Genomic DNA, 21,475 nt, shown 5'->3' with positions numbered 1-21,475 from the left:
GGGAGGCTACCGTCGCGACTGTGACGACCCCCGGAGATGGACGGCTGGACTACGAGGTCGTGGACGTGTTCGCGCCGCATCCGTTCAGCGGCAACCAGCTCGCCGTCGTCCTGGACGCCGGGGACCTGACGACGGCGCAGTGCCAGACGCTGGCCGCCGAGTTCGGCTACGCCGAGTCCACCTTCGTCAGCGCGCCGACCGAGCCGATCGCCTCGTATCGGGTGCGGATCTTCACCCCGCGCACCGAGCTGCCCTTCGCCGGGCACCCCAGCGTCGGCACCGCGCACACCCTCGTCCGGCTCGGCCGGCTGCCCGCCGGGGTCGTGCAGCAGGAGTGCGGGGCCGGCGTGGTCGCCATCGAGGTGGACGACGCCGGTGCCCGGCTCACCGGCGGCACGGTGTCGCTGCGCCCGGGACCGGAAGCCGCCGCGCTGGCCGCGGCCCTCGGCCTCGACGCCGCGGACACGACCGGCCGCCCGGCGCACCTGGTCGGCTGCGGCATCGACTTCGCCCAGCTCGAGGTGCGGCCCGGGGCGGCAGAACGCGCCGTGCCCAACCCGGCCGCGCTGGGCGCCGCGCTCTCCGGGGTGCACGGCGGGGTCTCCGTGCTGGAGTGGGACGCCGCCACCAGCTCGGGCACGGTGCGGGTGTTCGCCGACGGCCTGGACTTCCAGGAGGACCCGGCCACCGGCTCGGCTGCCCTGGGCACCGGCATCTGGCTGGCCGCGGTCGGGCTGGTCGGCGAGGGCACCACCGAGTACCGGCTCGCCCAGGGCGCCGCGGTCGGCCGGCCGTCCGAGCTGGCCGGCCGGGTCACCGTCACCGGCGGCGAGGTCGCCCAGGTCAGCGTGGCCGGGGCGGTGCGGCCGGTCGCCACCGGCACCGTCCTGATCCCATGACCGGCGTCGCCGCGGCGGCACCGGCCTGGGCGGTCACCCGGCCGGGGAGCCGCGAAACCGCGCTCATGGCGGTGGCCGTCGCCGGCGTCTCCTTCTCCGGCCCGCTCACCGCGATGGTCACGACGTCCTTCCTGGCGATCGCGTTCTGGCGCAACGCGGCCGGTGCCGCCCTGCTGCTGCCGGTCCTGCTGCTGCGCGAGCGCGGGACGCTGGCCGGCCTGCGCCCCCGCGACCTCACCAGCTCGGTGGTGGCCGGGCTGTTCCTGGCGGCGCACTTCGCCGCCTGGCTGCCGAGCCTGTCGATGACGACGGTCGCCGCGTCCACGGCCCTGGTGACGACCACCCCGGTCTGGACGGCGCTGGCCGCGCGGTTCTCCGGGGTCGAGCTGCCCGCGAAGGTGTGGTGGGGGCTGGCGCTGGCCGTGCTCGGCGCCGCACTGATCGCCGGGGTCGACGTCACCGTCTCCTGGGAGGCGCTGGCCGGGGACGGCCTGGCGCTGCTGGGGGCGATCTGCGCGGGCGGCTACATGCTCGCCGGCGCGCGGGCCCGGGAACGGCTGACCACCTCGGCCTACGCGGTGACCTGCTACTCGGTGTGCGCCGGCGCGCTGGCCATCGCCGCGCTGCTGGCGGGCCTCCCGCTGGCCGGCTTCAGCACCCGCGACTGGTGGCTGATCGCGGCGATCACCTTCTGCGCCCAGCTGCTCGGGCACACCCTGCTGAACCTCGTGCTCTCCTCGGTCGGCCCGACCGTGGTGGGCCTGGTGATCCTGCTGGAGGTGCCCGGCGCGCTGCTGGTGGCGCTGGTGCTGCTGCAGCAGGTCCCGCCGCTGCTGGCCCTGCCCGGGATGCTGGCCGTCGTCGTCGGCGTCGCCCTCGTGGTGCGGGCCGGCCGGCCCGTACCCGAACCCGAGCCGCTCTGAGGAAGGACCCCCCGCCCCCCGCCACTCGCGAGCTCGCGGCGGGCCCCTGCGGGGCGGCCGACCTCTACTCTTCGGTAACGACGCGCCGTCGATCAGCGGAGGCACCGTGGCCGAGCTCCGATCCCGTCGTTCGAACCTCGCCGTCCCGGGGAGCAACCCCCGGTTTCTGGAGAAGGCCAAGGGACTGCGCCCCGACCAGGTCTTCCTCGACCTTGAGGACGCCTGCGCTCCGCTGGCCAAGCCCGCGGCCCGCAAGAACATCGTGGCGGCGCTCAACGAGGGCGGCTGGGGGCCGAAGATCCGCGCCGTCCGGGTCAACGGCTGGACGACCGAGTGGACCTACCGCGACGTCATCGAGGTCGTGGACGGCGCGGGCGCGGAGCTCGACTGCGTCGTGCTGCCCAAGGTCGCCGACGCCGGCGAGGTGCGGGCGCTGGACCTGCTGCTCGCGCAGGTGGAGCGGGCCAACGGGCTCGACGTCGGCCGGATCGGCATCGAGGCGCAGATCGAGGACGCGCGGGGGCTGGTGAACGTCAGCGCGATCGCGTCCGCCAGCCCGCGGGTCGAGACGCTCGTCTTCGGCCCGGCCGACTTCATGGCCAGCATGAACATGAAGACCCTCGCCGTCGGCACCCTGCACCCCGACTACCCCGGCGACCCCTTCCACCACGTCCTCATGACGATCCTGGTGGCCGCCCGTGCCGCCGGTGTGCAGGCGATCGACGGGCCGTTCCTCCAGGTCCGCGACGTGGACGGCTTCCGCGCGGCGGCCCGGCGCTCGGCGGTCCTCGGCTTCGACGGCAAGTGGGTGCTGCACCCGGACCAGATCGAGGCGGCCAACGAGGTGTTCGCGCCGTCCCAGGAGGACTACGACCACGCCGAGCTGATCCTCGACGCCTACGACTGGTCCACCTCCGCGGCCGGCGGCGCGAAGGGCTCGGCGATGCTCGGCGACGAGATGATCGACGAGGCCAGCCGCGCGATGGCGCTGGTGATCGCGGGGAAGGGCCGGGCGGCCGGCATGTCCCGGACGTCGTCCTTCACCCCGCCGCAGGCCTGAGCAGGTCCTCCTGCGCACCCTTGTGCTCTGAGTGCAGGGGGCACTCAGAGCACAGGCGTCCGCAAACTGTGTCCTCCCGGCCGCTCGTGCTCTGCCCACCACGGTGGGCAGAGCACCACTCTCCGGGGAGGGCTCAGCCGGTGGCGCCAACTCGTCCGCCGTCGAGGTGCTTGGCTGCCTCGCCGGGACAGCGGGCTGAGCTCGTGCTCGGCCAGGAACCGGCGGACCCAGGCCGGATCGGTCTTGGCCAGGTCGCGCAGCGCCCAGCCGATCGCCTTGCGGACGAAGAACTCCGGGTCGGCGGCGTTGACCTCGATCACCTCGGCGAGCAGCTCGGTGTCGGTGCGGTCCTTTGCCCCCACCTGCGCGATCACGGCGCTGCGCCGCAGCCACCGGTCCGGCGAGCGCGCCCAGTCCCGCAGCACCGGCGTCATCGCCCCCGGCTGTGCGAGCAGCAGTGCCCGCACCCGGGGGGAGACGCCGTCCACCAGGTCCCACCACGCCCCGGTGACGATCATCTCGGTGTGCAGCGGCAGCAGGTCGAGGGCGCCGTCGGCCACCGGCAGACCGGTGAGCGCGGTGGCCGCGTACCGCTCCTCCCGGTACGTGGCGGCGCGCCAGAGCTCGCCCGCTGCCCGCTCGACGGCGCCGACCGAGGCCGGCGGGTGCTCGGTGGCCGCCGTCCGGGTGAGCCGACGGACCTCCGGCATGCGCACCCCGATGCAGGGCTGCGTCGACTTGAGATAGGTCTGCATGCCGCGGCCGCGCTCGGGGTCGGCGGCCGCCCGCAGCGCCGCGCGCACCGCGGAGACGAGGGCGGTCAGGGCCGGTCCCCGCGCCGGGCCGCCATCGGCAGCCACACGGCCACCGCCATGATCAGCAGGGCGAGCGGCAGGTGCAGCGCGAGGCTGCCGTCACCGGCCCGGCCGAGGAAGTACTCGGCCACCAGCAGCACCAGCAGCAGCGCCGTCCCGACCAGCAGGTCGCGCCGGGTGCGCAGCCAGAGGGCGGCCGCGATCGTCGCGAGGGCGGCCAGCGTCACCGTCGCCTCGCCGCCGTGCTGGTGGACCGAGTACCAGGGGCCGCCGGCGTCGGGGCGCAGGAACAGGCCGGCCCACAGTCCCTGCAGCAGCACGCCGAGGGTGGTCAGCCCCACCAGGGCGCTCCACGCCGGGTGCGGGCGGGCCGTCCGTACGGGGGTGTGCCGAGGAGTGACCATGCCCCGAGTCTGCCGTGTGCGCTCCACTCCCGAAGGCGCCGACGCGGCGGCTCCCGGTGTCCCGGGGGCCGCCGCGCCGTGGTGACGTGAGATCAGGGCCGGTAGCCGTGGTCGGTCTTCCATTTGCTGACCGCGGCGTCCCACACGGACCGATCGCTGACGACCCGCATCCCGGCCGTGTCGGCCGGATAGGCCCCGCCACCCAGCCACACGATGGTGGAGGGCTTGTCCGGGCAGGCGGAGTCGTCGACGACCGTCCCCGGAGGCAGTGCCATCGAGTCGGTGCCGTTCAGGGACACCGAGTCGACCTTGAACACCGAGCACTTGATGATCACGCGGTTGCCCGACTCCGACCACTTGAACAAGGCGTTCTCGCCCATCACGACCTTGCCGCCCTCGACGTGGGGCGTCTCGTAGAGGCCGATCAGCATGTGGTCGAGGGTGAGGGTCTCCGACGCGGGCGTCGGCCACGACCGGTCACTCGACGGGCGCTCGGAGATGCCGGTGTTGCACTGCTCCCACAGGTTGTCACGGAGCACCCCACCGACGGTGTAGTCGTTCTCCATGCAGTCGTCCCGGATGCGGGACAGGTAGGTGCCGGTCACGAGGAACGTGGCGTTGTTGGCGTTGACGCCGTTCTCCTGCGGCTTGATGCCGTCCTCGACGTTGTCGCAGCGGACGTTGTGCACCTGCATCGACTCGATGGCGATGATCTTGACGCAGGCCGCGTTGAACTGGTCGTGGTAGTAGCTCCAGGTCTGGCTGTCATCCGCCTGGCCGAGGATCGTGCCGCCGACGATGCACGTGCGGGCGGCCGCAGTGCCGGTGCCGGCCGCGAAGACCGAGTTGGTCGCCGGGTACGCGGTCGAGGTGATCCCGGACAGGTCATAGGTGGCGTCGTTCTGCGGGGCCTTCGCGACCCACTGGGTGGTCAGCGTGGTGCCGGCCGAGAGGGGGCGCACAGCGGCGCGTCCGGCACCTCCGCACCGGTTCGGGGTGACGGTCCCGGCGCCCGCGCCGCTGCCGGGGGGCGTGGGTGCTGGTGCCGCCCCTGGTGCTCCTGAGGGTGCCGGCGTCGGCGGCTGCGCGGGTGACGGCGACGGCGACGGTGCTGGTGCTGGTGAGGGGGCCGGCACCGGTGCCGGTGCCGGTGCCGCGCTCGATGCGGTCGCGTACTCGATGTGGAGGGCGGGGGACTTCTTCGCGCCGCTCTCGAACGCCTCGGCGGTGCGCGTCCCGGTCCCGCTGATGACGAGGGCGAGGGCGCTGCCGCTCTCCCAGCCGGAGCGGGAGACGACCTCCTGGACCACCGACGACAGGTCCGGGGTGCGCTGATCGGCACCGCGGGCCCCCGCCGTCGACCAGGGTGCCGGCGTCCAGGAGACGTTGGCCGTCGTCCGCGGCCGGGCGGAGACGTCCGTCGAGGCGGCGGTGAAGATCGCCGCGTCGTCGGCAGCCTGGCCGGCGATGGTCAGCTCGGCCGGGTCGGTCCCCACCTCGTCGGACTGGAACTGCACGTAGGCCCTGCTGATCGTGGCCCCGGCCGGAACGGAGATCCCGGTGAACCGCAGGCCCACGCTCTGCGCCGTCGACCCGTCGGTGCCGAGGTCCAGGTCGCTGCCCGACACGGCGGTCCGGCCGGGGCGCTCCTCCACGTCGTTCGCGGCGGCCTGTACGCGGATGTCAAGCACGGAGGGTTTGTCTGTGGACGACAGGACGCCCAGGCCGGAGGACGCGAGCGTGACGGCCAGCGACGCGGTCGCCAGCTTGATGGAGCGCTTCATCAGTTGTGTGGATCCTCAGGTGAGTGAGTGCGGTGAGTACACGCTACGTAACGAATTGTGATCTTCACGTAGTGGTGCGGGGGGTGGGGGTGGACTCCGAACCCGCTGGTGGGCACGGCGTGCCGCAGTGGAACTGCCCCGGTGTGCGCCTGCAGCTCGGGATGAGATGTGGCGAACGTCACAGCGATTCGGGTGTTTCGCCGTTCCTGGGTCGAAGTCGCGTCGGATCGCCCGACGAGTACGGCCCCTCGGCGCGTCAGCGGGGAGCGCGGGACACGCGGGTGGCTACCTACGCCGGCAGTGCCCATGCCCCGGGTCCGCCGCGCGACGAGCCGTGCGGGCGGGCTCCCGCGCCGATCGGCCGCTGACCTAGGGTCTGCGGCACCGGTGACCCCGTGCTGGTCGGACCCGCAGCGGCCCCGGCGAGGGAGCGAGCGTGACCGACCAGGGGGTGACCGGGGCCGAGGAGCTGCAGCGGGAGCTGGCCGGGCTGCGGATCGCGGAGCGGCGGGCCGAGGAGCGCCTGCAGCGGCTGGCCGCCGTGGCTCTCGACCTGCTCGGCGCTGAGACCGTCGAGGACCTCACCGCCGTCGTCATCGGCCGGGGGCTGCCGGTGCTCGGGGCCGACGGCGGTGCGGTGGCCGTGCGCGACGAGAAGGCCCGCGTCGTTCGGCTGGCGGTCAGCGAGGAGCTGGGCCAGGAGGTCCAGATCGCCTACGGCGAGCAGCCCTGGGACAGTCCGCTGCCCGGGGCCTGGGTGGCCGTCCACGGAGAGCAACTGCTGCTCCCGAACGAGGCCGCCGGACTCGCCTGGGCGCCGGAGACCGCCCCGGTGTTCGCCACCACCCAGCGGTACGCCTGGGCCGCGCTGCCGTTGCGGGTGGGCAACCGGCTGCTCGGCTCACTGGTGGCCTCGTGGGTGGAGGAGCGGGAGTTCGCCGAGGACGAGGTCGACCTGCTCCGCGCGTTCGCCGCGCTGTGCGCCCAGGCGCTGGACCGGATCCAGCACCTGGAGGCTCAGTGGGAGGCGGTCCGCGCCGTGCAGCGGCTGGCCGAGGGGCTGCAGCGGGCATTGCTCACCCGGCCCGCCACCCCGGACGCGTTGGAGATCGCCGTCCGCTACCAGCCGGCCGCCCAGCAGGCCCAGGTCGGCGGCGACTGGTACGACGCGTTCATCACCGCGGCCGGGGCGACGCTGCTCGCGGTCGGCGACGTCAGCGGCCACGACACCGAGGCGGCCGCCGCGATGGGGCAGTTGCGGAGCCTGCTGCGGGGGCTGGCCTATGACAGCGACGACGGCCCGGCGCGGCTGCTGACCCGGCTCGACCGCGCGATGCGGGGCCTGGAGGTGGAGACGCTGGCCACCGTCGTCCTGGCCCGGGTCGAGGAGGACGCTGACAGCACCCGCTGGCTGCGCTGGTCCGCCGCCGGCCACCCGCCGCCGCTGCTGCGCCAGCCCGACGGCCGGGTGGAGGTGCTCGACTCGGTGGACCTGCTGCTCGGCCTGGATCCGGAGTCCCCGCGCAGCGAGCACCGCGTGCGGCTGCCGCCGGGCAGCGTGCTGCTGCTCTACACCGACGGGCTCGTCGAACGGCGCGGCAGCGACCTGGACGCGGGCGTGCGGCGACTGGTCGAGGTGCTGGGGGCGGAGCTGGACCGGAGTGCCGAGGAGTTGTGTGACGCCGTCCTCGCGGCGATGACCGACCTGGCCAACGACGACGACATCGCCGTCCTGGTGCTCCGCACCGCCGCCTGACCGCGACCGTGCGTCTTGGGACGTCCCGGATGATCAGCGTCCCGGCCGCGTGGTAGCTGGTGCGCGCCGGCAACCTGCCCGCCCTGCCTGCGCGCGACCCGCGCCGGGCGGAGCGCCGTCCGGCTGCGGCTCATGACCGCCGCCCCCGAGACGGGCCGCCTGGCTCCAACTCGTGTGAGAACGATCGCTGCGTGACGCTCGGTAAGAAAGTCATCGCCATCCGTTGCTGGTGCGACAGAAAGACTACGGTCCGTCCACAGGAGCTCGGCAGAAGGGTGCTCCTTGCCCTTACAGTCACCCGACCTTTGAGGCGAAGTGACTGTTCAACGGGGGTGTCGTGGCTGCTGCGCGCAGCGCTGTGGACGTGGTCGACGGCGAGGTCCGGGAGCTCATCCGGCGACGCGGTCTCGACCCGTTCGTGGATCCGGCGCCGGTGCGGGTGCTGGTCCGCGACGTGCTGGCCGACTACTCCGAGCGGTCGCTGTCCTCGGCGCTGCCGCCGGTCGGTGACCCGGAGGCGGTGGCCCGGGACGTGCTGGACCGGGTGGCCGGGTACGGGCCGCTGCAGCGGTACCTGGACGACCCGGAGGTCGAGGAGATCTGGGTGAACGCGCCGGGGCGGGTGTTCGTCGCCCGGCGCGGCCGGTCGGAGCTGACGACGACGGTGCTGGGGCCGGGGCAGCTGGCGGACCTGGTGGAGCGGATGCTGCGCACCTCGGGACGGCGGGTGGACATGTCGACCCCGTTCGTGGACGCGATGCTGCCCGACGGCTCCCGGCTGCACGTGGTGATTCCGGACGTGACCCGCCGGCACATGGCGGTGAACATCCGGAAGTTCGTGCTGCAGGCGCACAGCCTCGACGAGCTGGTCGCGCTGGGCACACTGACCGCGCAGGTGGCCCGGTTCCTGGATGCCTCGGTCGCGGCGGGGCTGAACGTGCTGGTCTCCGGCGGCACCCAGGCCGGGAAGACGACGCTGCTGAACTGCCTGTGTGCGGCGATCCCGGCGCGGGAGCGGGTGATCACCTGCGAGGAGGTCTTCGAGTTGCGGGTGCCGCTGCCCGATGTCGTCGCGATGCAGACCCGGCAGGCCAACCTCGAGGGCGCGGGGGAGATCCCGCTGCGCCGGCTGGTGAAGGAGGCGCTGCGGATGCGCCCGTCCCGGCTGGTGGTGGGCGAGGTGCGTCAGGAGGAGTGTCTGGACCTGCTCATCGCGCTGAACTCCGGACTGCCCGGGATGTGCACGCTGCACGCCAACAGCGCCCGCGAGGCGGTCGTGAAGATGTGCACGTTGCCGTTGCTGGCGGGGGAGAACATCGGTCACGCGTTCGTCGTCCCGACCGTCGCGTCCAGCGTCGACCTGGTGGTGCATGTGGGCACCGACCCCTCCGGCCAGCGCCGGGTGCGGGAGGTGGTCGCGCTGCCGGGCCGCACCGAGGGCAGCGTGGTGGAGACCGCCGACGTCTTCACCGGCCGCGACGGCCGGCTGGTGCGCGCCGACGGGTACCCGCCGCACGCCGACCGGTACGCCGCGCACGGCTTCGACCTGGCCGCCCTGCTGGGGGATCGCCCGTGACGGCGTCGGGTGGGCTGCTCGGTCTGCTGCTCGGGGTGGGGCTGCTGCTGGTCTGGCGCAGCGGGCCGCGCGCGCCGGTGCGGCGCACCGCCACACGGCCGGGGCGGCGCCGGCGGCTGCTCGCCGCCGCCGGGCTGACCGGCATCAACGGCGCCCAGCTGTTCGCGCTGCAGGTGGCACTGGGCCTGGTCGGAACCGTGCTGGTGCTGCTGACCACCCGGACGGTGACGATCAGCCTCACCTTCGGCTGTTTCGGCGCCGCCGTGCCGTACCTGCTGGTGCGCCGGCTGGCCGGCAAGCGGCGCGCCGATCTGCGCGAGGTGTGGCCGGAGGTGGTCGACAACCTGGCGTCGGGGGTGCGGGCGGGGCTGTCGCTGCCCGAGGCGCTGGGCGCGCTCGCCGTCCGCGGGCCGGAGGTGCTGCGGCCGGCGTTCGCCCGGTTCGCCGCCGACCACCGCTCCAGCGGCCGGTTCGGCGAGTCGCTGGACCGGCTCAAGGACGACCTGGCCGACCCGGTCGGCGACCGGATCGTGGAGACCCTGCGGGTGGCCCGCGAGGTGGGCGGCAGCGATCTGGGCCGGGTGCTGCGGACCCTCGCCGCGTTCCTCCGCGAGGACGCCCGGGCGCGGGCGGAGCTGGAGACCCGGATGGGCTGGGTGGTGTCCGCGGCCCGGCTCGCGGTCGCCGCGCCGTGGGTGGTCCTCCTGCTGCTGGCGACCCAGCAGCAGACGCTGGCGGCCTACGACAGCCCGATGGGCACCGCGCTGCTCGCCGGCGGCGGGGCGGTCTGCGTGGTCGCCTACCGGTTGATGCTGCGGATCGGCCGGCTGCCGGCCGACGTGCGGGTGCTGCAGTGAGTGAGCATCGCAGCGAGCGCCAGCGGGCGGGGAGCGGAGCGAACGGGCCGCGGAGCGGATGGGTGTCGTCGTGAGCTCGGGTCTGCTGGGGATGCTGCTCGGGCTCACCGCGGGCACCGGGTTCCTGCTCGCGTTCGCCTTCGCGCCGCCGTTCCGGCGGGTGCGGCTGGTCGACCGGCTGGCGCCCTACGTGCACGACACCCCGGCGCCGTCCCGGCTGCTGGGCACGGCCACCCAGCCGGGGCTGCTGTCGGCCGCGCGCCGGGTGTTCGGCCCGGTGCTGGTCGACGGCGCCCGGCTCGTCGACCGGGTGCTCGGCGGTCGTGCCTGGGTGCGGCGGCGGCTGGACGCGCTGGGCGAGGAGACGTCGGTCGAGGACCTCCGGGTCGAGCAGCTGGTCTGGGGCGGGCTCGGCCTGCTCGGCGGCGTGCTCGTCGCCGGGGTGGGCTCGGTGCTGGCCGGAACGGTGAACGTGCTGTCGGTGGCGCTGGTGTGCGTGGCCGGGCTGGTCGGCGGGGTACTCGGCCGGGACTGGTGGCTGACCCAGCAGGTGCAGCGCCGCGAGGAGCTGCTGCTGGCCGAGTTCCCGGTCATCGCGGAGCTGCTGGCACTCGCGGTGACGGCGGGGGAGAGCCCGACCGCGGCGATCGCCCGGGTGGTGCGGCTCTCGGGCGGCGAGCTGGCCGGTGAGCTCGACGCGGCGCTGGGCCGCGCCCGGGCCGGGGTTCCGTTGGTCGAGGCGCTGCAGCAGCTGGCCGACCGCACGTCGCTGGAGGCGCTGGCCCGGTTCGTCGACGGCCTGGTGGTCGCGGTCGAGCGCGGGACGCCGCTGGCCGAGGTGCTCCGGGCGCAGGCCGCCGACGTCCGGGAGGCCGGCAAGCGCCGGCTGCTGGAGGCCGGTGGCCGCAAGGAGATCGCCATGATGGTGCCGGTCGTCTTCCTGGTGCTGCCGGTCACCGTGGTGTTCGCCCTGTTCCCGGGGTTGATCAGCATCGTCTCGCTGGCGCAGTGACGCGCGGCGACGGAGAGAGGAAGGACGACGGATGCGCGCGTACGCGTTGCTGACCGCCGCGCTGCACGCCTGGATGGCGCGGCTGCGGAAGGGCGATCCCGAGCGGGGTGACGTGCCGGGCTGGGTGATGATCACGGTGATGACGGCGGCGTTGGTGCTGGCGATCCTGATCCCGTTCCGGGAGGCGATCGTCACCGCGGTGACCAACGCGTTGTCCTCGGTCACGAGTGCCCAGTGAGCCGCTGACCGGGGCCGGTGACCGCGAGCGGGGCAGCGCGGTCGTGGACTTCGTGCTGGTCGGCGTGCTGGTGGTGACGCTGCTGCTGGGGGTGCTGCAGGTGGCGGTGTACGTGCACGTGCGGAACGTGGCGGTGGCCAGCGCGCAGGAGGGTGCCCGGTACGCGGCGAACGCGGACGTGCCGGCGGAGGCCGGGGCGGCGCGGGCGGTGGAGGTGCTCGGGCGGGCCACGTCGGCGCGGACGGCGGCGGGGCTGCGTTGCACGTCGACCGAGGAGGTCGCCGGCAGCGGGCTGCGGCTGGTGGTGGTGCGGTGCTCGGGGTCGGTGCCCAGCCTGCTGGCGGCGTTGGGGGAGCTGTTGCCGTTGTCGGTGACCGGCCGGGCGGTGGAGGAGGGCCCGTGACCGGCACGCCACCGGTCGACGACGGTGAGCGGGGCTCGGCGATCGTGGAGTTCGTGTTCATCGCGCTGGTGGTGTTCGTGCCGCTGGTGTACCTGGTGGCCGGGTTCTCGGCGGTGCAGCGCGGGGTGTTCGCGGCGAACGAGGCGGCGCGGGAGGCCGGGCGGGCGCTGGGCACGGCGCCGGACCCGGCCAGCGGGCAGGCGCGGGCGGCGGAGGCGGTGCGGATCGCGGTGCAGGACCAGTCGGTGGCCGCGACCGACGTCCGGCTGGCGTACGCCCCGCCCGGGGCCGGCTGTGGTGCGGCGGGGAGCTACCGGCCGGCGTTGGTGCCGGGGGAGGAGTTCTCCGTGTGCGTGACGGTGACCGTGCGGGTCCCGCTGCTGCCGCAGTTCATCGACGCCAACACCGCCACCGGCCAGTTCCTCGTCGAACGCGATCGCTACATCGACGGTTGAGAGTCGTCGACGGCCCCGGAGCACCGAGTGCACCTGCCACCGGGGCAGCGTGTTGCTGCTCTACACCGACGGGCTCGTCGAACGGCGTGGCAGCGACCTGGACGCGGGCGTGCGGCGACTGGTCGAGGTGCTGGGGGCGGAGCTCGACCGGAGTGCCGAGGAGCTGTGCGACGCCGTCCTCGCGGCGATGACCGACCTGGCCAACGACGACGACATCGCCGTCCTGCTGCTGCGCACCGCGGGCTGACCCGCGGCCGCAGCGCGGACGCCGGTCGACTCAAACGGTCGCGTCCAGGGTGTCGGTGTACCCGTCGTAGGCCAGGGTCGTCGCCCCTGCCGTCTGGCCGTCCGTGATGCGGTTGATCCGGAAGGCGGCGACGTCAGCCTTGCGCACCACCTGGTCGTCGGCGCCCGTGCACACCTCGTTGAAGGTCACCGAGGACCCGGACCCAGGGCTCATGCAGCTCGGGATCCAGACGCCATCGCGCGTCTGCACGTCGAGCGAGTACGTGCTGCCTGCCGTCGCGCTCCATCGCAGAGCGACGGTGTTCAGCGTGTTGAGGGAGCCGTCGGCCTTGAACATCAGCGGCTGGACGTAGACGTCGCGGCCGGCGTAGTCGCCGTCCGCGGTGAACCTGGCGACGTGGTACAGCGTGTAGAACTGGCCGTGCCGATCGGTGACGGTGTTGTGCCCCTGGTTCTCGATGAGTCGACCGTCGCGTGCCTTGAGGGGCGACGAGAACGAGTGCTTCGCCTGCTCTCTGGTCAGATCGCTCACCTGGGCGCCCATGAAGTACTGCATCCCGTAATTGCTCTTCATGTTGCCCTGGCTGTAGAAGAGGTACTGCCTGCCCTCGCGGCTGAAGAGCGTGGGCGCCTCATTGATCTTCTGCTCGGCCTGCCGGCTCGGTCGGGTCACCTCGAAGACCTGCTCCGGCGCGTCGAGTGGGAAGGCGGACACCACCGTGCCGGCCGCCGGGTCGAACCAGGTGTAGTGCAGCCACAGGCGGGCCCCGTCGGAGTACACCGACGGATCCAGTCGCATGGCGTTCTCGCACCCGTCGTCCGGGCAGTCCTTCGTCTCGTAGGTGCGGGGATGTGTTGTGTTCTCGTTGATCGCGTGCGGCGCGCCGAATTGCATGTCGTTGGTGGTGGCCGGCGCGGTCGCGTAGAAGATCGTCTGCTGGCTGTTGTTCGACGGGCAGGGGTCGTCCTTGTCCACCCGACTGGCCACGAAGTACAGCACGTAGTCGCTGCCCTGCTTGTTCAGTTCCGGTGCCCATTCCCGGCAGTACCGATGGTCGGGGTCGAGCGCGTCCGGGTCGTAGCGCTGCAGCAGGCTGAAGGTCAGCAGGTCGGTCGAGGTGTAGATCGGCAGGAAGTCCTGGGACGACGTTCCGGACATGAAGTACAGGTTGTCGTCGACCTTGTAGATGTCGGGGTCGGCGAGCCCCTCCACCGCGAGACTCCGGCCGTACGGCGAGATGTCGGCGTGAGCGGCGCCGACGCCGACCAGTTGCGGCAGGAGGGCGGCGAGAAGGGCGAGCGCGAGCGCCGGTACGCGGCGGCGCCTGGGCGCACGGACGTGGCGGATCTTCCTGTCGGACATTTCGTGGCCCCCCGTGTGCCGTGCTGCCCTCGAACGAACGTCTTGCCGCGGCGCTCCGCACTGCCGGCCGATGCGGGCTCCGCGGTTCGGTCGGGGCGGACCCGAGCGAATATGGCATGCCGGGCCGGTCGGCAGCACCCAGGCATCGGGGTGGCGGTGACGCTGCGAATTGGCCACACCGAGCACCGCGTGCGCCAGCCTCCTGATGCGGCCCTCCGGGGGGCGCAATGCGGATGCGGCAGCTCCGTGACAGGTGCGGTCCTCCTCCCGGTCGACCACCATGTCCGGGCGGAGCCGCCTGGGCCCGCCGCTGGACCGACCGGAGGGCGTCGATGCCGCGACCTGCCTGCGACGACTCGCGGCCGTCTCACGCCACGACCCAGCCGCGGGAGCACGACGGGCACGGAAGGGAGTTCCGCGCCGACATCGAGGGGCTCCGCGCGATCGCCGTCCTCGCGGTCGTGCTCTTCCACGCCGGGGTCGCCGGACTGGCCGGCGGCTACGTCGGGGTCGACGTCTTCCTGGTGGTCTCCGGCTTCCTGATCACCGGGATGCTGTGGCGCGAGCTCCAGGCGACCGGCACGGTCCGCCTGGCCCGCTTCTACGGCGGCCGGGCCCGACGTCTGCTGCCCGCCGGCGCCGTCGTGCTGGTGTCCACGGCGGTCGCTGCAGCCTGGCTCCTGCCGCCGCTGTCGGCGCGGGTGGCCCTCGGCGACGCCGTGGCCGCTGCGGTCTACGGAGCGAACTACCGGCTGGCGCTCCGGGGGACGGACTACCTGGCCGCCGACGAGCCGCCCTCACCGTTCCAGCACTACTGGTCGCTGGCGGTGGAGGAGCAGTTCTACCTGCTGTGGCCTGCCCTGCTGGTCGGTACCGCCTGGTTGACGGGGCGCCGTTCCCTCGTTGCCCGGCGGGTGGTGCCCGCGGTGGGAGTGCTGACCCTGGTGACCGCGGGCTCCTTCGCCCTCTCGCTGTGGTGGACGCACTCGTCGCCACCGTGGGCGTACTTCTCGCTGCCCTCGCGGGCGTGGGAGCTGGGGGTCGGTGGACTGGTGGCGTTGAGCGTCCCGGCGTGGCGCCGGCTGCCGCCCACGGTCGCCGCGACGGCGGGGTGGACCGGTCTGGCCGTCGTCCTGGCCAGTTGCTGCCTGCTGGACGAGGGGACGCCGTTCCCCGGAACGGCCGCGCTGCTGCCGGTACTGGGGACGGCGCTGCTGCTCGGCGCCGGGAGCCGAACGACCAGGCGGGGTCCCGCGGTCGTCCTGGAGCTCTCCCCGCTGCGGCGCATCGGGCGTTGGTCCTACTCCTGGTACCTGTGGCACTGGCCGGTGCTGGTCCTGGCACCCACGGTGGTCGGGCGCGAGCTGGGGCTGGGGGACCGGTTGCTGGCCGCGGCCGTGGCCCTCGTGCTCGCGGTGGCCACCCTGCACGCGGTGGAGGACCCGTTGCGCTTCGCCGCGCCGTTGCGGCGGTCGGCCGGACGCAGCCTGCTGCTGGGCGGTTCCGCCACGGCCATCGCGGCGACCGCGGCGCTGGTCGCGCTGGCCGCCGTCCCGGCGCCGGTCGGCAGCGGTGCCGCCGTCGAGGCGGCGCACCTGTCGGTGCCGGACGTCCCGACCTCGACTGCCTCCCCGAGCCCCGAGGTCGATCCGGTGCCGGTGCTCGACCCCACCGAGGTCGTCGTCCAGCAGCTCACCGCCCAGGTGCAGGCCGCGGTGGCGGCGTCGGCCGGCGCCCAGGCCGTGCCGTCCAACCTGACCCCGTCGCTCAGCGCGGCCAAGTCGGACGTCCCCGCGGTGTTCAGCAGCGGCTGCGTACGGACCTGGCTGGCGGCCGAACCGCGGACCTGCGAGTACGGCGATCCCGCCGGGCCGGTCTCGCTGGCCCTGGTCGGCGACTCGCACGCGGCTCAGTGGGTGCCGGCACTGCAGCCACTGGCCGAGCAGCGGGGCTGGCACCTGCAGTTCACCGGCAAGGTCACCTGCCCGCTGCTGGACCTCGCCATCACCAGCCCCTATCTCGGCCGCGCCTACACCGAGTGCGTGGCCTGGCGGCAGCAGGTCGTCGAGCAACTCGAGGCGCACCCCCCGACGCTGGTGCTGCTCAGCATGGTGCGCCGCTACGGGGCGGACTTCGGCTTCACGTCCTACGACCAGCAGTGGCTCGACGCCCTCACGCGCCTGGTGAGTGATCTCCGCGCGACCGGGTCGCAGGTGCTCGTGCTGGGCCCCATCCCGGATCCGCACACGGTGGTGCCGACGTGCCTGTCCGCGCACCTGGACTCCGTCGGGGCCTGCACGCCCGCCCGTGCCACCGCGGTCGACGACCAGGGGGTCGCGGCGGAGGTGGTGGCCACCGAGGCGGCCGGCGGCGACTACGCGGACGTCACCGACCTGTTCTGCACGGACGCCTCGTGCCCGCTGGTCGTCGGCAACCGGCTCGTCTTCCGTGACGACAACCACCTCACCGCGAGCTATGCGACCTTCCTCGGGCCGGTCATCGGAGCGCTGATCGACCGGGAGCTGGCCACCGGATCACGCTGAGCGCACCGTCCGGGGAGCCGGCCACGGCCGCCGGGGCAAGGGGCACGGGGCGCGCGTGGTACGGGCCCCGTGCCCATCGGCCGGCTCAACCGCAGGCGGGTTCGGCGCTCGCAGAATCAGTCGTCGTGGTCGTCGTCGTCGTCGTCGTCGTCGTCGTCGGGTGGCTCCTCGTCGTTGCCCCCTCCCACATCTGCGGCCTCTCCGGTCCAGAACGACGTCTCCTTCATCGCTCCACTCCACGTCAGCGAGATGTGGATGTGGTCGGTGTGCGGGTTCGGCCCGCCGTACCGTCGCCAGCCGTCGTCTTCATGGGAGGCCGACCAGATGCGGCCGTTCCAGATCACGTACATCACGCCGAGTCGTCGGGCGTTGTACGCGTCCTCGTCGTCCGGGCCCTCGTCGAGGAGCCAGTCGATGAAGTCCTCGGCGACCTCCCGCTCGTTCGGCCGGTTGACGCTCAGCATCCAGTCGAAGGCGCGGCCCTCCTTGTGCTCGCTGCGCCCCCCGATGGAGCAGTTCCGGGTGATCCCACCGTTCCGCCCCGTGCCGTAGTAGTCGAACAGCAGCTGGGCGAGCGCCTGGGTTCCGGGCTTGGCCACCGGATCGCAGGTGGACTGGGGCTGGTAGTCGGCGAAGGGCTCGATGGGGTCCGGCGCCTCGGCCGGGGCCTCTGGCCCGTTGTCGGACGCCGCCTGAGCGGCCGGGGCAAGGCCTCCCATCACGCCGGTCGTCGCGAGGGCGACCGTGCAGGAGAGCAGCACCCGCCGGAGGGAGGCGGGGCGCCGGGGGGCGGTACGGCGGAGGGGGCGAGCTGAGGAGTCCATGAGCGCTCCGTAGGTGAGTGGTATCGCCCCACCCAAGGGAACCGGTCCGGTCCGCGTCGAGGGTCTCGGCCGCGAAACGTCGTCGACACCCGCCCGACTGCGGCGCGTCAACTGCTGTTTCGAACTGATTCATTTCGGACCGTTCCTGTCCGTCTGATGGAATCCCGGCGCGCGGCCTCGCTGCTGAGAACGTCAATGGACAATCCTGCAGACCACGCTGCCGGAGGTCATCGACGCAGACAACACCGCGGACATTTCGGCGTGGACCGCGACGGCTACGTCGTTCGGCCGTGGCCGCCCTGGTCGACATGGAGTGCGCTGATCACGTGGCACGAAGGCCTGATCGCGAGCTCCGTCATTCAGTCGGGGGAATTGAGGCCGTGTCGAAGGAATGAGTGCTGCCGCGAGCGCAGGGCACTCGTTGGCCCGCCGGACACCTCCTCGGCCCATTGTCATCAGACCGATCCGGGTGTGCTGGTCGGTATTGCGCTGACCTGCGATGACCCTGTCGATCGTGTGCTCATCTGCGTGGTGAACAGCCGATCTCCGGAAGGCGGCGCAGGATGCAGCGGAGTGTGCTGCCGGTGGGGCACGGCATGCCGGCCTGCGCACCGGCAGCCGGGGAGGTGCTGAGGTGCGTCGAGCGCTGACCGGTACTGGCTGTCGACGTCGTGGCAACGCCTCGGGTCGCGGACGCGGCACCCAGGCAGGTGGCAGCGCGGGTGCGGCGGTCGGAGTGGCGGCGCGCCGGTGAGCCGAGGCCGTGAGCCTGCGAGATGACCCGGATGATGAGTGCCCGGGCCGCGTGGCAGCTGCTGCGCGCCGGCAACCTGCCCGCCCGCCTGCGCGCGACCCGCGAGGGGCAGAGCGCCGTCCGGTTGCAGCTCGTGGCCGCCGCCCTCGAGACCGGCGTCCTCGACGCCCTGGGGGTCCGGTCGGGGACGACCGAGGACCTCGCGGAGCGCACCGGCGCCACGGACACCCCGCTGCTGGCCGCGTTCCTCCGGGTGCTCGCCGCCGCCGGGTTGGTGCGGGCCGACCGGGCCACCTGGCGGCTCACCAGCAAGGGCCGTGTCGTCCTGGACGACGACGTCGTCCGCGCCTCGTACGAGGCCTTCGGCGGCTTCCACACCGCTCTGTACCGCGACCTCCACCGGCAGCTGACCGGCGGCCCGTCCCGCCGGGACGTCGCCGAGCGCGGGGAGGTCATCGCCCGTGTCTCCGCGGCCTTCGAGCCGTTCGTCCGGGCGGTGCTCACCCGCACGGTCGTCGAGCGGCGGCCCCGGCGGGTCCTGGACGTCGGCTGCGGCGCGGGCCTGGAGCTGGCCACCATGCTCGAGGCCGCGCCGGAGGCCGAGGGCGTCGGCGTCGACATCGACGAGCCTTCCGTCGAGCTCGCCCGGCGGACGCTCGAGCGGCGCGGCCTCGCCGGCCGCGCGACGGTCCTCCACGGCGACGTGCGCCGTCTCCCCGGGCAGGTGGGCGAGGTCGACCTCGCCCTGCTGGCCAACGTCGTCTATTACGTCCCGCTGGGCGACCGGGTCGCCTTCCTCCGCGACCTCCGCCGAATGCTCGCCCCTGGCGGCGTCCTCCTCGTGGTCACCACCGCGGCCACGCCCTCCCTGTTCAGCCGGCACTTCGACCTGCTGCTGCGCGCGCAGGAGGGCGCTCTGGAGCTGCCGGACGCTGAGCAGCTGGTCACGCAGCTGACGGAGGCGGGGTTGCGCCCGGAGCAGTCGCAGCGCATCGCCCCCGGCGCCCCGATCGTCGCGGTGGCCGCCACCCGCACCTGACCCCGTGCACGGCTCCCGGGCGCCGGACGCGGGGGACGGTCGGGTGGCCCGGCGGTCCCTTCCCCGGCCACCTGCCCGAGCCCTACGTTGTCCCCCGGACGTCCGCACCGGGGGAGTGGGGTTCGGCATGCCTGAGTTCGTCGGAGTTCCGGACTGGACCTGGTGGGAGAACGCCGGCGCGGGCCTGGCGATCGCCGATGTCGACGGGGACGGGCTGCCCGATCTGGTGGTCCTGACGATCGACGAGCCGGAGGGGACCAATCGCGGCTTCTACCGGGTCGGGTCCGGGTTCGTGGACGGTGCGGTCACCCAGGGCTGGGGGCCGTGGCAGGAGGTCCCGGACTGGTTCGCCGAGTCCAACGCCGACGCCGGGGTGGCGGTCGTGGACGTCGACGGCGACGGCGCCCTGGACCTCGTCGTCTTCATGGTCGACTCGCCGTTCGGGCAGAACGGCGGCTACTACCGCGTCGGCTCCGGCTTGGCCGCCGACGGGACGGTGACCGGCGGCTGGGGGCCGTGGATCGCCGTCCCGGACTGGACCTTCTGGGAGAACCAGGGAGCCGACATCGTGGTCGCCGACGTGGACGGCGACGGCCGGCTCGACCTCGTGGTGGTGATGGTGGACGCCCCGGAGGGCGCCAACGCCGGCTACTACCGGGTGGGCCGGGAGCTCGCCGCCGACGGCACCGTGACCGGCGGCTGGGGGCCGTGGATCGCCATCCCGGAGTGGAACTTCTGGGAGAACCAGGGCGTCGGCGCGGCCGTCGCCGACCTTGACGGCGACGGCCGCCTCGAGCTGGTCGTGTTCTGCGTCGACAACCCGGTGGAGGACAACGGCGGCTTCTACACCGTGGGCTGGGGGCTCGACGGGACCGGCCGGGCGGTCGACGGCTGGGGCCCCTGGACGCAGCTGGACACCTGGCCGTTCTGGGAGAACGCCGGTGCGTCGATCGCGGTCGTGCCGGCCGACGCGGGTCACCGGCTCGTCGTCCTCACCGTCGACAACCCCCCGCAGGGCAACGGCGCGTACCACTGCGTCACCGAGCTGACCACCGACCGGGACACGGCCGGGGACGTCGGCGTCTGGCGGATGCTGGACTTCGAGACCGAGGTCAACCCGGTGCACGCCGCGCTGTTGCACACCGGTGAGGTGCTGTTCTTCGCCGGGTCCGGCAACGACGAGGCCAAGCTCGCCGCGCAGCAGTTCCGCACCCGGGTGTGGCGCTACCCGTCCCCGGTGCTCGAGGCGCCGGACACGCCCATCGACCTGTTCTGCTGCGGTCAGGCATGGCTCCCCGACGGCCGGCTGCTCGTCGCGGGCGGCACGGAGCAGTACGACCCGTTCCACGGCCTGCGCGACGCCCTCGTGTTCGACCCGGCCACCCGCGTCTGGTCGGAGCTGACCCCGATGGCCGGCGGCCGCTGGTACCCGACGCTGGCGCCGCTGCCGGATGGGCGGGTGCTGGCGATCTCCGGGCTGGGGGACGACGGACACCTCAACGACGTCCCCGAGGTCTACTCCCCGCCGGACGACGCGTGGACGCCGCTGCCCTCACCCGGACCGTGGCCGATGTACTGCCACCTGGTGCTCCTGGCCGACGGGCGGTTCTTCTACACCGGCGGCCAGTACATGGGGAACAACGGCGTCCGGCCCTCGGTGTGGGACCCCGCCACCGGTGCGGTCACCGAGGTCGGCGGGATCAACTCCCCGGACCTGCGCAACCAGTCGGCCAGCGTGCTGCTGCCGCCCGCGCAGGACCAGCGGGTGATGATCGTCGGCGGCGGCCCCTCCGACATGCACAACATGGCGATGGCGGTGCCCGACGCCGCGGTCGTGGACCTCACCCAGGCCACGCCGGTCTACCAGCCGGTCGCGCCGATGCACATGGGGCGGATGCACCTGTGCGCCACGCTGCTGCCCGACCGGACCGTGCTGGTCAACGGTGGCTCGGAGATGGAGGAGAGCACGGCCGAGGCCACCTTGGACGCCGAGATCTTCGATCCGGCCACGGGGGAGTGGATGCACGCCGCGGCGTCGCGGGTGCCCCGGCTCTACCACTCGGTCGCCCTGCTCGTGCCCGACGGCCGGGTGGTCACCGCCGGGTCGAACCCGGCCCGCCGGGTCGAGGAGCTGCGCATCGAGGTCTACTGGCCGCCCTACCTCTTCCGGGGCGGCCGGCCGACGCTCGCCCTCGCGGATACGGCGACCGGCTACGGGGACACCGTGTCCGCCACGGTGGCTGGCGAGCGGCCGATCCGCTGGATGTCCCTCATGCGCCCCGGCGCCGGCACGCACTCGACGGACAACGAGCAGCGGCTCGTCGACCTGGCCTTCACGACGGGGGAGGACGACGAGGTGAGCGTGCAGCTGCCCGGGAGCGCCGCACTCGCGCCGCCCGGCTGGTACATGCTCTTCGCCGTCGACGAGGACGGCGTCCCCTCCGAGGCCGCCTGGCTGCAGCTCGGCTGAGCAGCTGTCGCCTGCCGACCTGACCGGCTGCCAGGCTGCTGCCCGTCCGCCCGG

General features: G+C 73.4%; 19 protein-coding genes. 14 read left to right on the top strand and 5 right to left on the bottom strand.

The window, feature by feature from the left end; genetic code table 11:
- Nucleotides 1-20: 20 nt before the first annotated feature.
- The 3 genes from HK417_RS09695 to HK417_RS09685 all read left to right on the top strand — a co-directional run bounded on the left by HK417_RS09695 (nucleotide 21) and on the right by HK417_RS09685 (nucleotide 2,882).
- Complete coding sequence (locus HK417_RS09695) at nucleotides 21-899, top strand: PhzF family phenazine biosynthesis protein (RefSeq protein ID WP_222265807.1); 879 nt, start codon at nucleotides 21-23, stop codon at nucleotides 897-899.
- Nucleotides 896-1,822, top strand: a complete 927-nt coding sequence (locus tag HK417_RS09690) for a DMT family transporter (protein ID WP_261326263.1) — start codon at nucleotides 896-898, stop codon at nucleotides 1,820-1,822. The genes HK417_RS09695 and HK417_RS09690 overlap by 4 nt, the downstream gene beginning before the upstream one ends.
- A 106-nt stretch (nucleotides 1,823-1,928) precedes the next feature.
- Nucleotides 1,929-2,882 (top strand): HpcH/HpaI aldolase/citrate lyase family protein, encoded by a 954-nt coding sequence (locus tag HK417_RS09685; RefSeq protein WP_222265795.1) that lies wholly within the window; start codon nucleotides 1,929-1,931, stop codon nucleotides 2,880-2,882.
- A 44-nt stretch (nucleotides 2,883-2,926) separates the two neighbouring features.
- On the opposite strand, the gene HK417_RS09680 is transcribed toward HK417_RS09685, so the two are convergent.
- The 3 genes from HK417_RS09680 to HK417_RS09670 all read right to left on the bottom strand — a co-directional run bounded on the left by HK417_RS09680 (nucleotide 2,927) and on the right by HK417_RS09670 (nucleotide 5,885).
- Nucleotides 2,927-3,742 carry a DNA alkylation repair protein gene (locus HK417_RS09680; RefSeq protein ID WP_222265793.1) on the bottom strand — a complete coding sequence of 272 codons (816 nt, stop codon included), beginning with the start codon at nucleotides 3,740-3,742 and terminating at the stop codon, nucleotides 2,927-2,929.
- Entirely contained in the window at nucleotides 3,703-4,101 is a 399-nt protein-coding gene (locus tag HK417_RS09675) for a hypothetical protein (protein ID WP_222265791.1), read from the bottom strand. Before HK417_RS09675 ends, HK417_RS09680 begins: the two co-directional genes overlap by 40 nt.
- Before the next feature lie 92 nt (nucleotides 4,102-4,193).
- Nucleotides 4,194-5,885, bottom strand: a complete 1,692-nt coding sequence (locus HK417_RS09670; RefSeq protein WP_222265789.1) for a hypothetical protein — start codon at nucleotides 5,883-5,885, stop codon at nucleotides 4,194-4,196.
- 436 nt (nucleotides 5,886-6,321) lie between these two features.
- Here HK417_RS09670 and HK417_RS09665 point away from each other — a divergent pair, with 436 nt between their 5' ends.
- From HK417_RS09665 to HK417_RS09630, 8 genes are all read left to right on the top strand, one after another.
- Nucleotides 6,322-7,641, top strand: a complete 1,320-nt coding sequence (locus HK417_RS09665) for a PP2C family protein-serine/threonine phosphatase (RefSeq protein ID WP_308123479.1) — start codon at nucleotides 6,322-6,324, stop codon at nucleotides 7,639-7,641.
- Between the two features lie 337 nt (nucleotides 7,642-7,978).
- Nucleotides 7,979-9,217, top strand: a complete 1,239-nt coding sequence (locus HK417_RS09660; RefSeq protein WP_308123478.1) for a CpaF family protein — start codon at nucleotides 7,979-7,981, stop codon at nucleotides 9,215-9,217.
- Nucleotides 9,214-10,074, top strand: a complete 861-nt coding sequence (locus HK417_RS09655) for a type II secretion system F family protein (protein WP_222265787.1) — start codon at nucleotides 9,214-9,216, stop codon at nucleotides 10,072-10,074. The genes HK417_RS09660 and HK417_RS09655 overlap by 4 nt, the downstream gene beginning before the upstream one ends.
- A 58-nt stretch (nucleotides 10,075-10,132) precedes the next feature.
- A complete protein-coding gene (locus HK417_RS09650; protein ID WP_261326262.1) occupies nucleotides 10,133-11,086 on the top strand; it encodes a type II secretion system F family protein in 954 nt (317 codons plus the stop codon).
- 31 nt (nucleotides 11,087-11,117) lie between these two features.
- Nucleotides 11,118-11,324 carry a hypothetical protein gene (locus HK417_RS09645; RefSeq protein ID WP_222265785.1) on the top strand — a complete coding sequence of 69 codons (207 nt, stop codon included), beginning with the start codon at nucleotides 11,118-11,120 and terminating at the stop codon, nucleotides 11,322-11,324.
- Entirely contained in the window at nucleotides 11,314-11,727 is a 414-nt protein-coding gene (locus HK417_RS09640; RefSeq protein WP_222265783.1) for a TadE/TadG family type IV pilus assembly protein, read from the top strand. The genes HK417_RS09645 and HK417_RS09640 overlap by 11 nt, the downstream gene beginning before the upstream one ends.
- Nucleotides 11,724-12,182 carry a TadE/TadG family type IV pilus assembly protein gene (locus HK417_RS09635; protein ID WP_308123477.1) on the top strand — a complete coding sequence of 153 codons (459 nt, stop codon included), beginning with the start codon at nucleotides 11,724-11,726 and terminating at the stop codon, nucleotides 12,180-12,182. Before HK417_RS09640 ends, HK417_RS09635 begins: the two co-directional genes overlap by 4 nt.
- Nucleotides 12,163-12,429, top strand: a complete 267-nt coding sequence (locus HK417_RS09630; RefSeq protein WP_222265994.1) for a SpoIIE family protein phosphatase — start codon at nucleotides 12,163-12,165, stop codon at nucleotides 12,427-12,429. The genes HK417_RS09635 and HK417_RS09630 overlap by 20 nt, the downstream gene beginning before the upstream one ends.
- 30 nt (nucleotides 12,430-12,459) lie before the next feature.
- Here the strand turns inward: HK417_RS09630 and HK417_RS09625 are convergent, their stop codons facing one another.
- Nucleotides 12,460-13,791 (bottom strand): family 43 glycosylhydrolase, encoded by a 1,332-nt coding sequence (locus HK417_RS09625; protein ID WP_222265781.1) that lies wholly within the window; start codon nucleotides 13,789-13,791, stop codon nucleotides 12,460-12,462.
- 332 nt (nucleotides 13,792-14,123) lie between these two features.
- Between HK417_RS09625 and HK417_RS09620 the strand changes: the two genes are divergently transcribed.
- Nucleotides 14,124-16,334, top strand: a complete 2,211-nt coding sequence (locus HK417_RS09620; protein WP_222265779.1) for an acyltransferase family protein — start codon at nucleotides 14,124-14,126, stop codon at nucleotides 16,332-16,334.
- Between the two features lie 116 nt (nucleotides 16,335-16,450).
- On the opposite strand, the gene HK417_RS09615 is transcribed toward HK417_RS09620, so the two are convergent.
- A complete protein-coding gene (locus tag HK417_RS09615) occupies nucleotides 16,451-17,158 on the bottom strand; it encodes a hypothetical protein (protein ID WP_222265777.1) in 708 nt (235 codons plus the stop codon).
- Nucleotides 17,159-17,934: 776 nt separating this feature from the next.
- Between HK417_RS09615 and HK417_RS09610 the strand changes: the two genes are divergently transcribed.
- Nucleotides 17,935-18,951: a class I SAM-dependent methyltransferase gene (locus HK417_RS09610; RefSeq protein ID WP_222265775.1), complete on the top strand. Its 1,017-nt coding sequence runs from the start codon at nucleotides 17,935-17,937 to the stop codon at nucleotides 18,949-18,951.
- Between the two features lie 127 nt (nucleotides 18,952-19,078).
- Nucleotides 19,079-21,421, top strand: a complete 2,343-nt coding sequence (locus HK417_RS09605; RefSeq protein ID WP_222265773.1) for a galactose oxidase-like domain-containing protein — start codon at nucleotides 19,079-19,081, stop codon at nucleotides 21,419-21,421.
- Nucleotides 21,422-21,475 lie beyond the last annotated feature (54 nt).

This window comes from Modestobacter marinus, assembly GCF_019799945.1.
Lineage (GTDB): Bacteria > Actinomycetota > Actinomycetes > Mycobacteriales > Geodermatophilaceae > Modestobacter > Modestobacter marinus_B.
Note: the sequence above shows the minus strand (reverse complement) of the source record. Positions and strands in the feature narration are given on the sequence as shown.

Bases quoted from the DNA above. Each gene is read 5' to 3' on its own strand.
- HK417_RS09645 (WP_222265785.1), top strand. From the start codon at position 11,118: ATGCGCGCGTACGCGTTGCTGACCGCCGCGCTGCACGCCTGGATGGCG.
- HK417_RS09690 (WP_261326263.1), top strand. From the start codon at position 896: ATGACCGGCGTCGCCGCGGCGGCACCGGCCTGGGCGGTCACCCGGCCG.
- HK417_RS09610 (WP_222265775.1), top strand. From the start codon at position 17,935: ATGACCCGGATGATGAGTGCCCGGGCCGCGTGGCAGCTGCTGCGCGCC.
- HK417_RS09650 (WP_261326262.1), top strand. From the start codon at position 10,133: ATGGGTGTCGTCGTGAGCTCGGGTCTGCTGGGGATGCTGCTCGGGCTC.
- HK417_RS09605 (WP_222265773.1), top strand. From the start codon at position 19,079: ATGCCTGAGTTCGTCGGAGTTCCGGACTGGACCTGGTGGGAGAACGCC.
- HK417_RS09670 (WP_222265789.1), bottom strand. From the start codon at position 5,885: ATGAAGCGCTCCATCAAGCTGGCGACCGCGTCGCTGGCCGTCACGCTC.
- HK417_RS09615 (WP_222265777.1), bottom strand. From the start codon at position 17,158: ATGGACTCCTCAGCTCGCCCCCTCCGCCGTACCGCCCCCCGGCGCCCC.
- HK417_RS09625 (WP_222265781.1), bottom strand. From the start codon at position 13,791: ATGTCCGACAGGAAGATCCGCCACGTCCGTGCGCCCAGGCGCCGCCGC.
- HK417_RS09620 (WP_222265779.1), top strand. From the start codon at position 14,124: ATGCCGCGACCTGCCTGCGACGACTCGCGGCCGTCTCACGCCACGACC.
- HK417_RS09675 (WP_222265791.1), bottom strand. From the start codon at position 4,101: ATGGTCACTCCTCGGCACACCCCCGTACGGACGGCCCGCCCGCACCCG.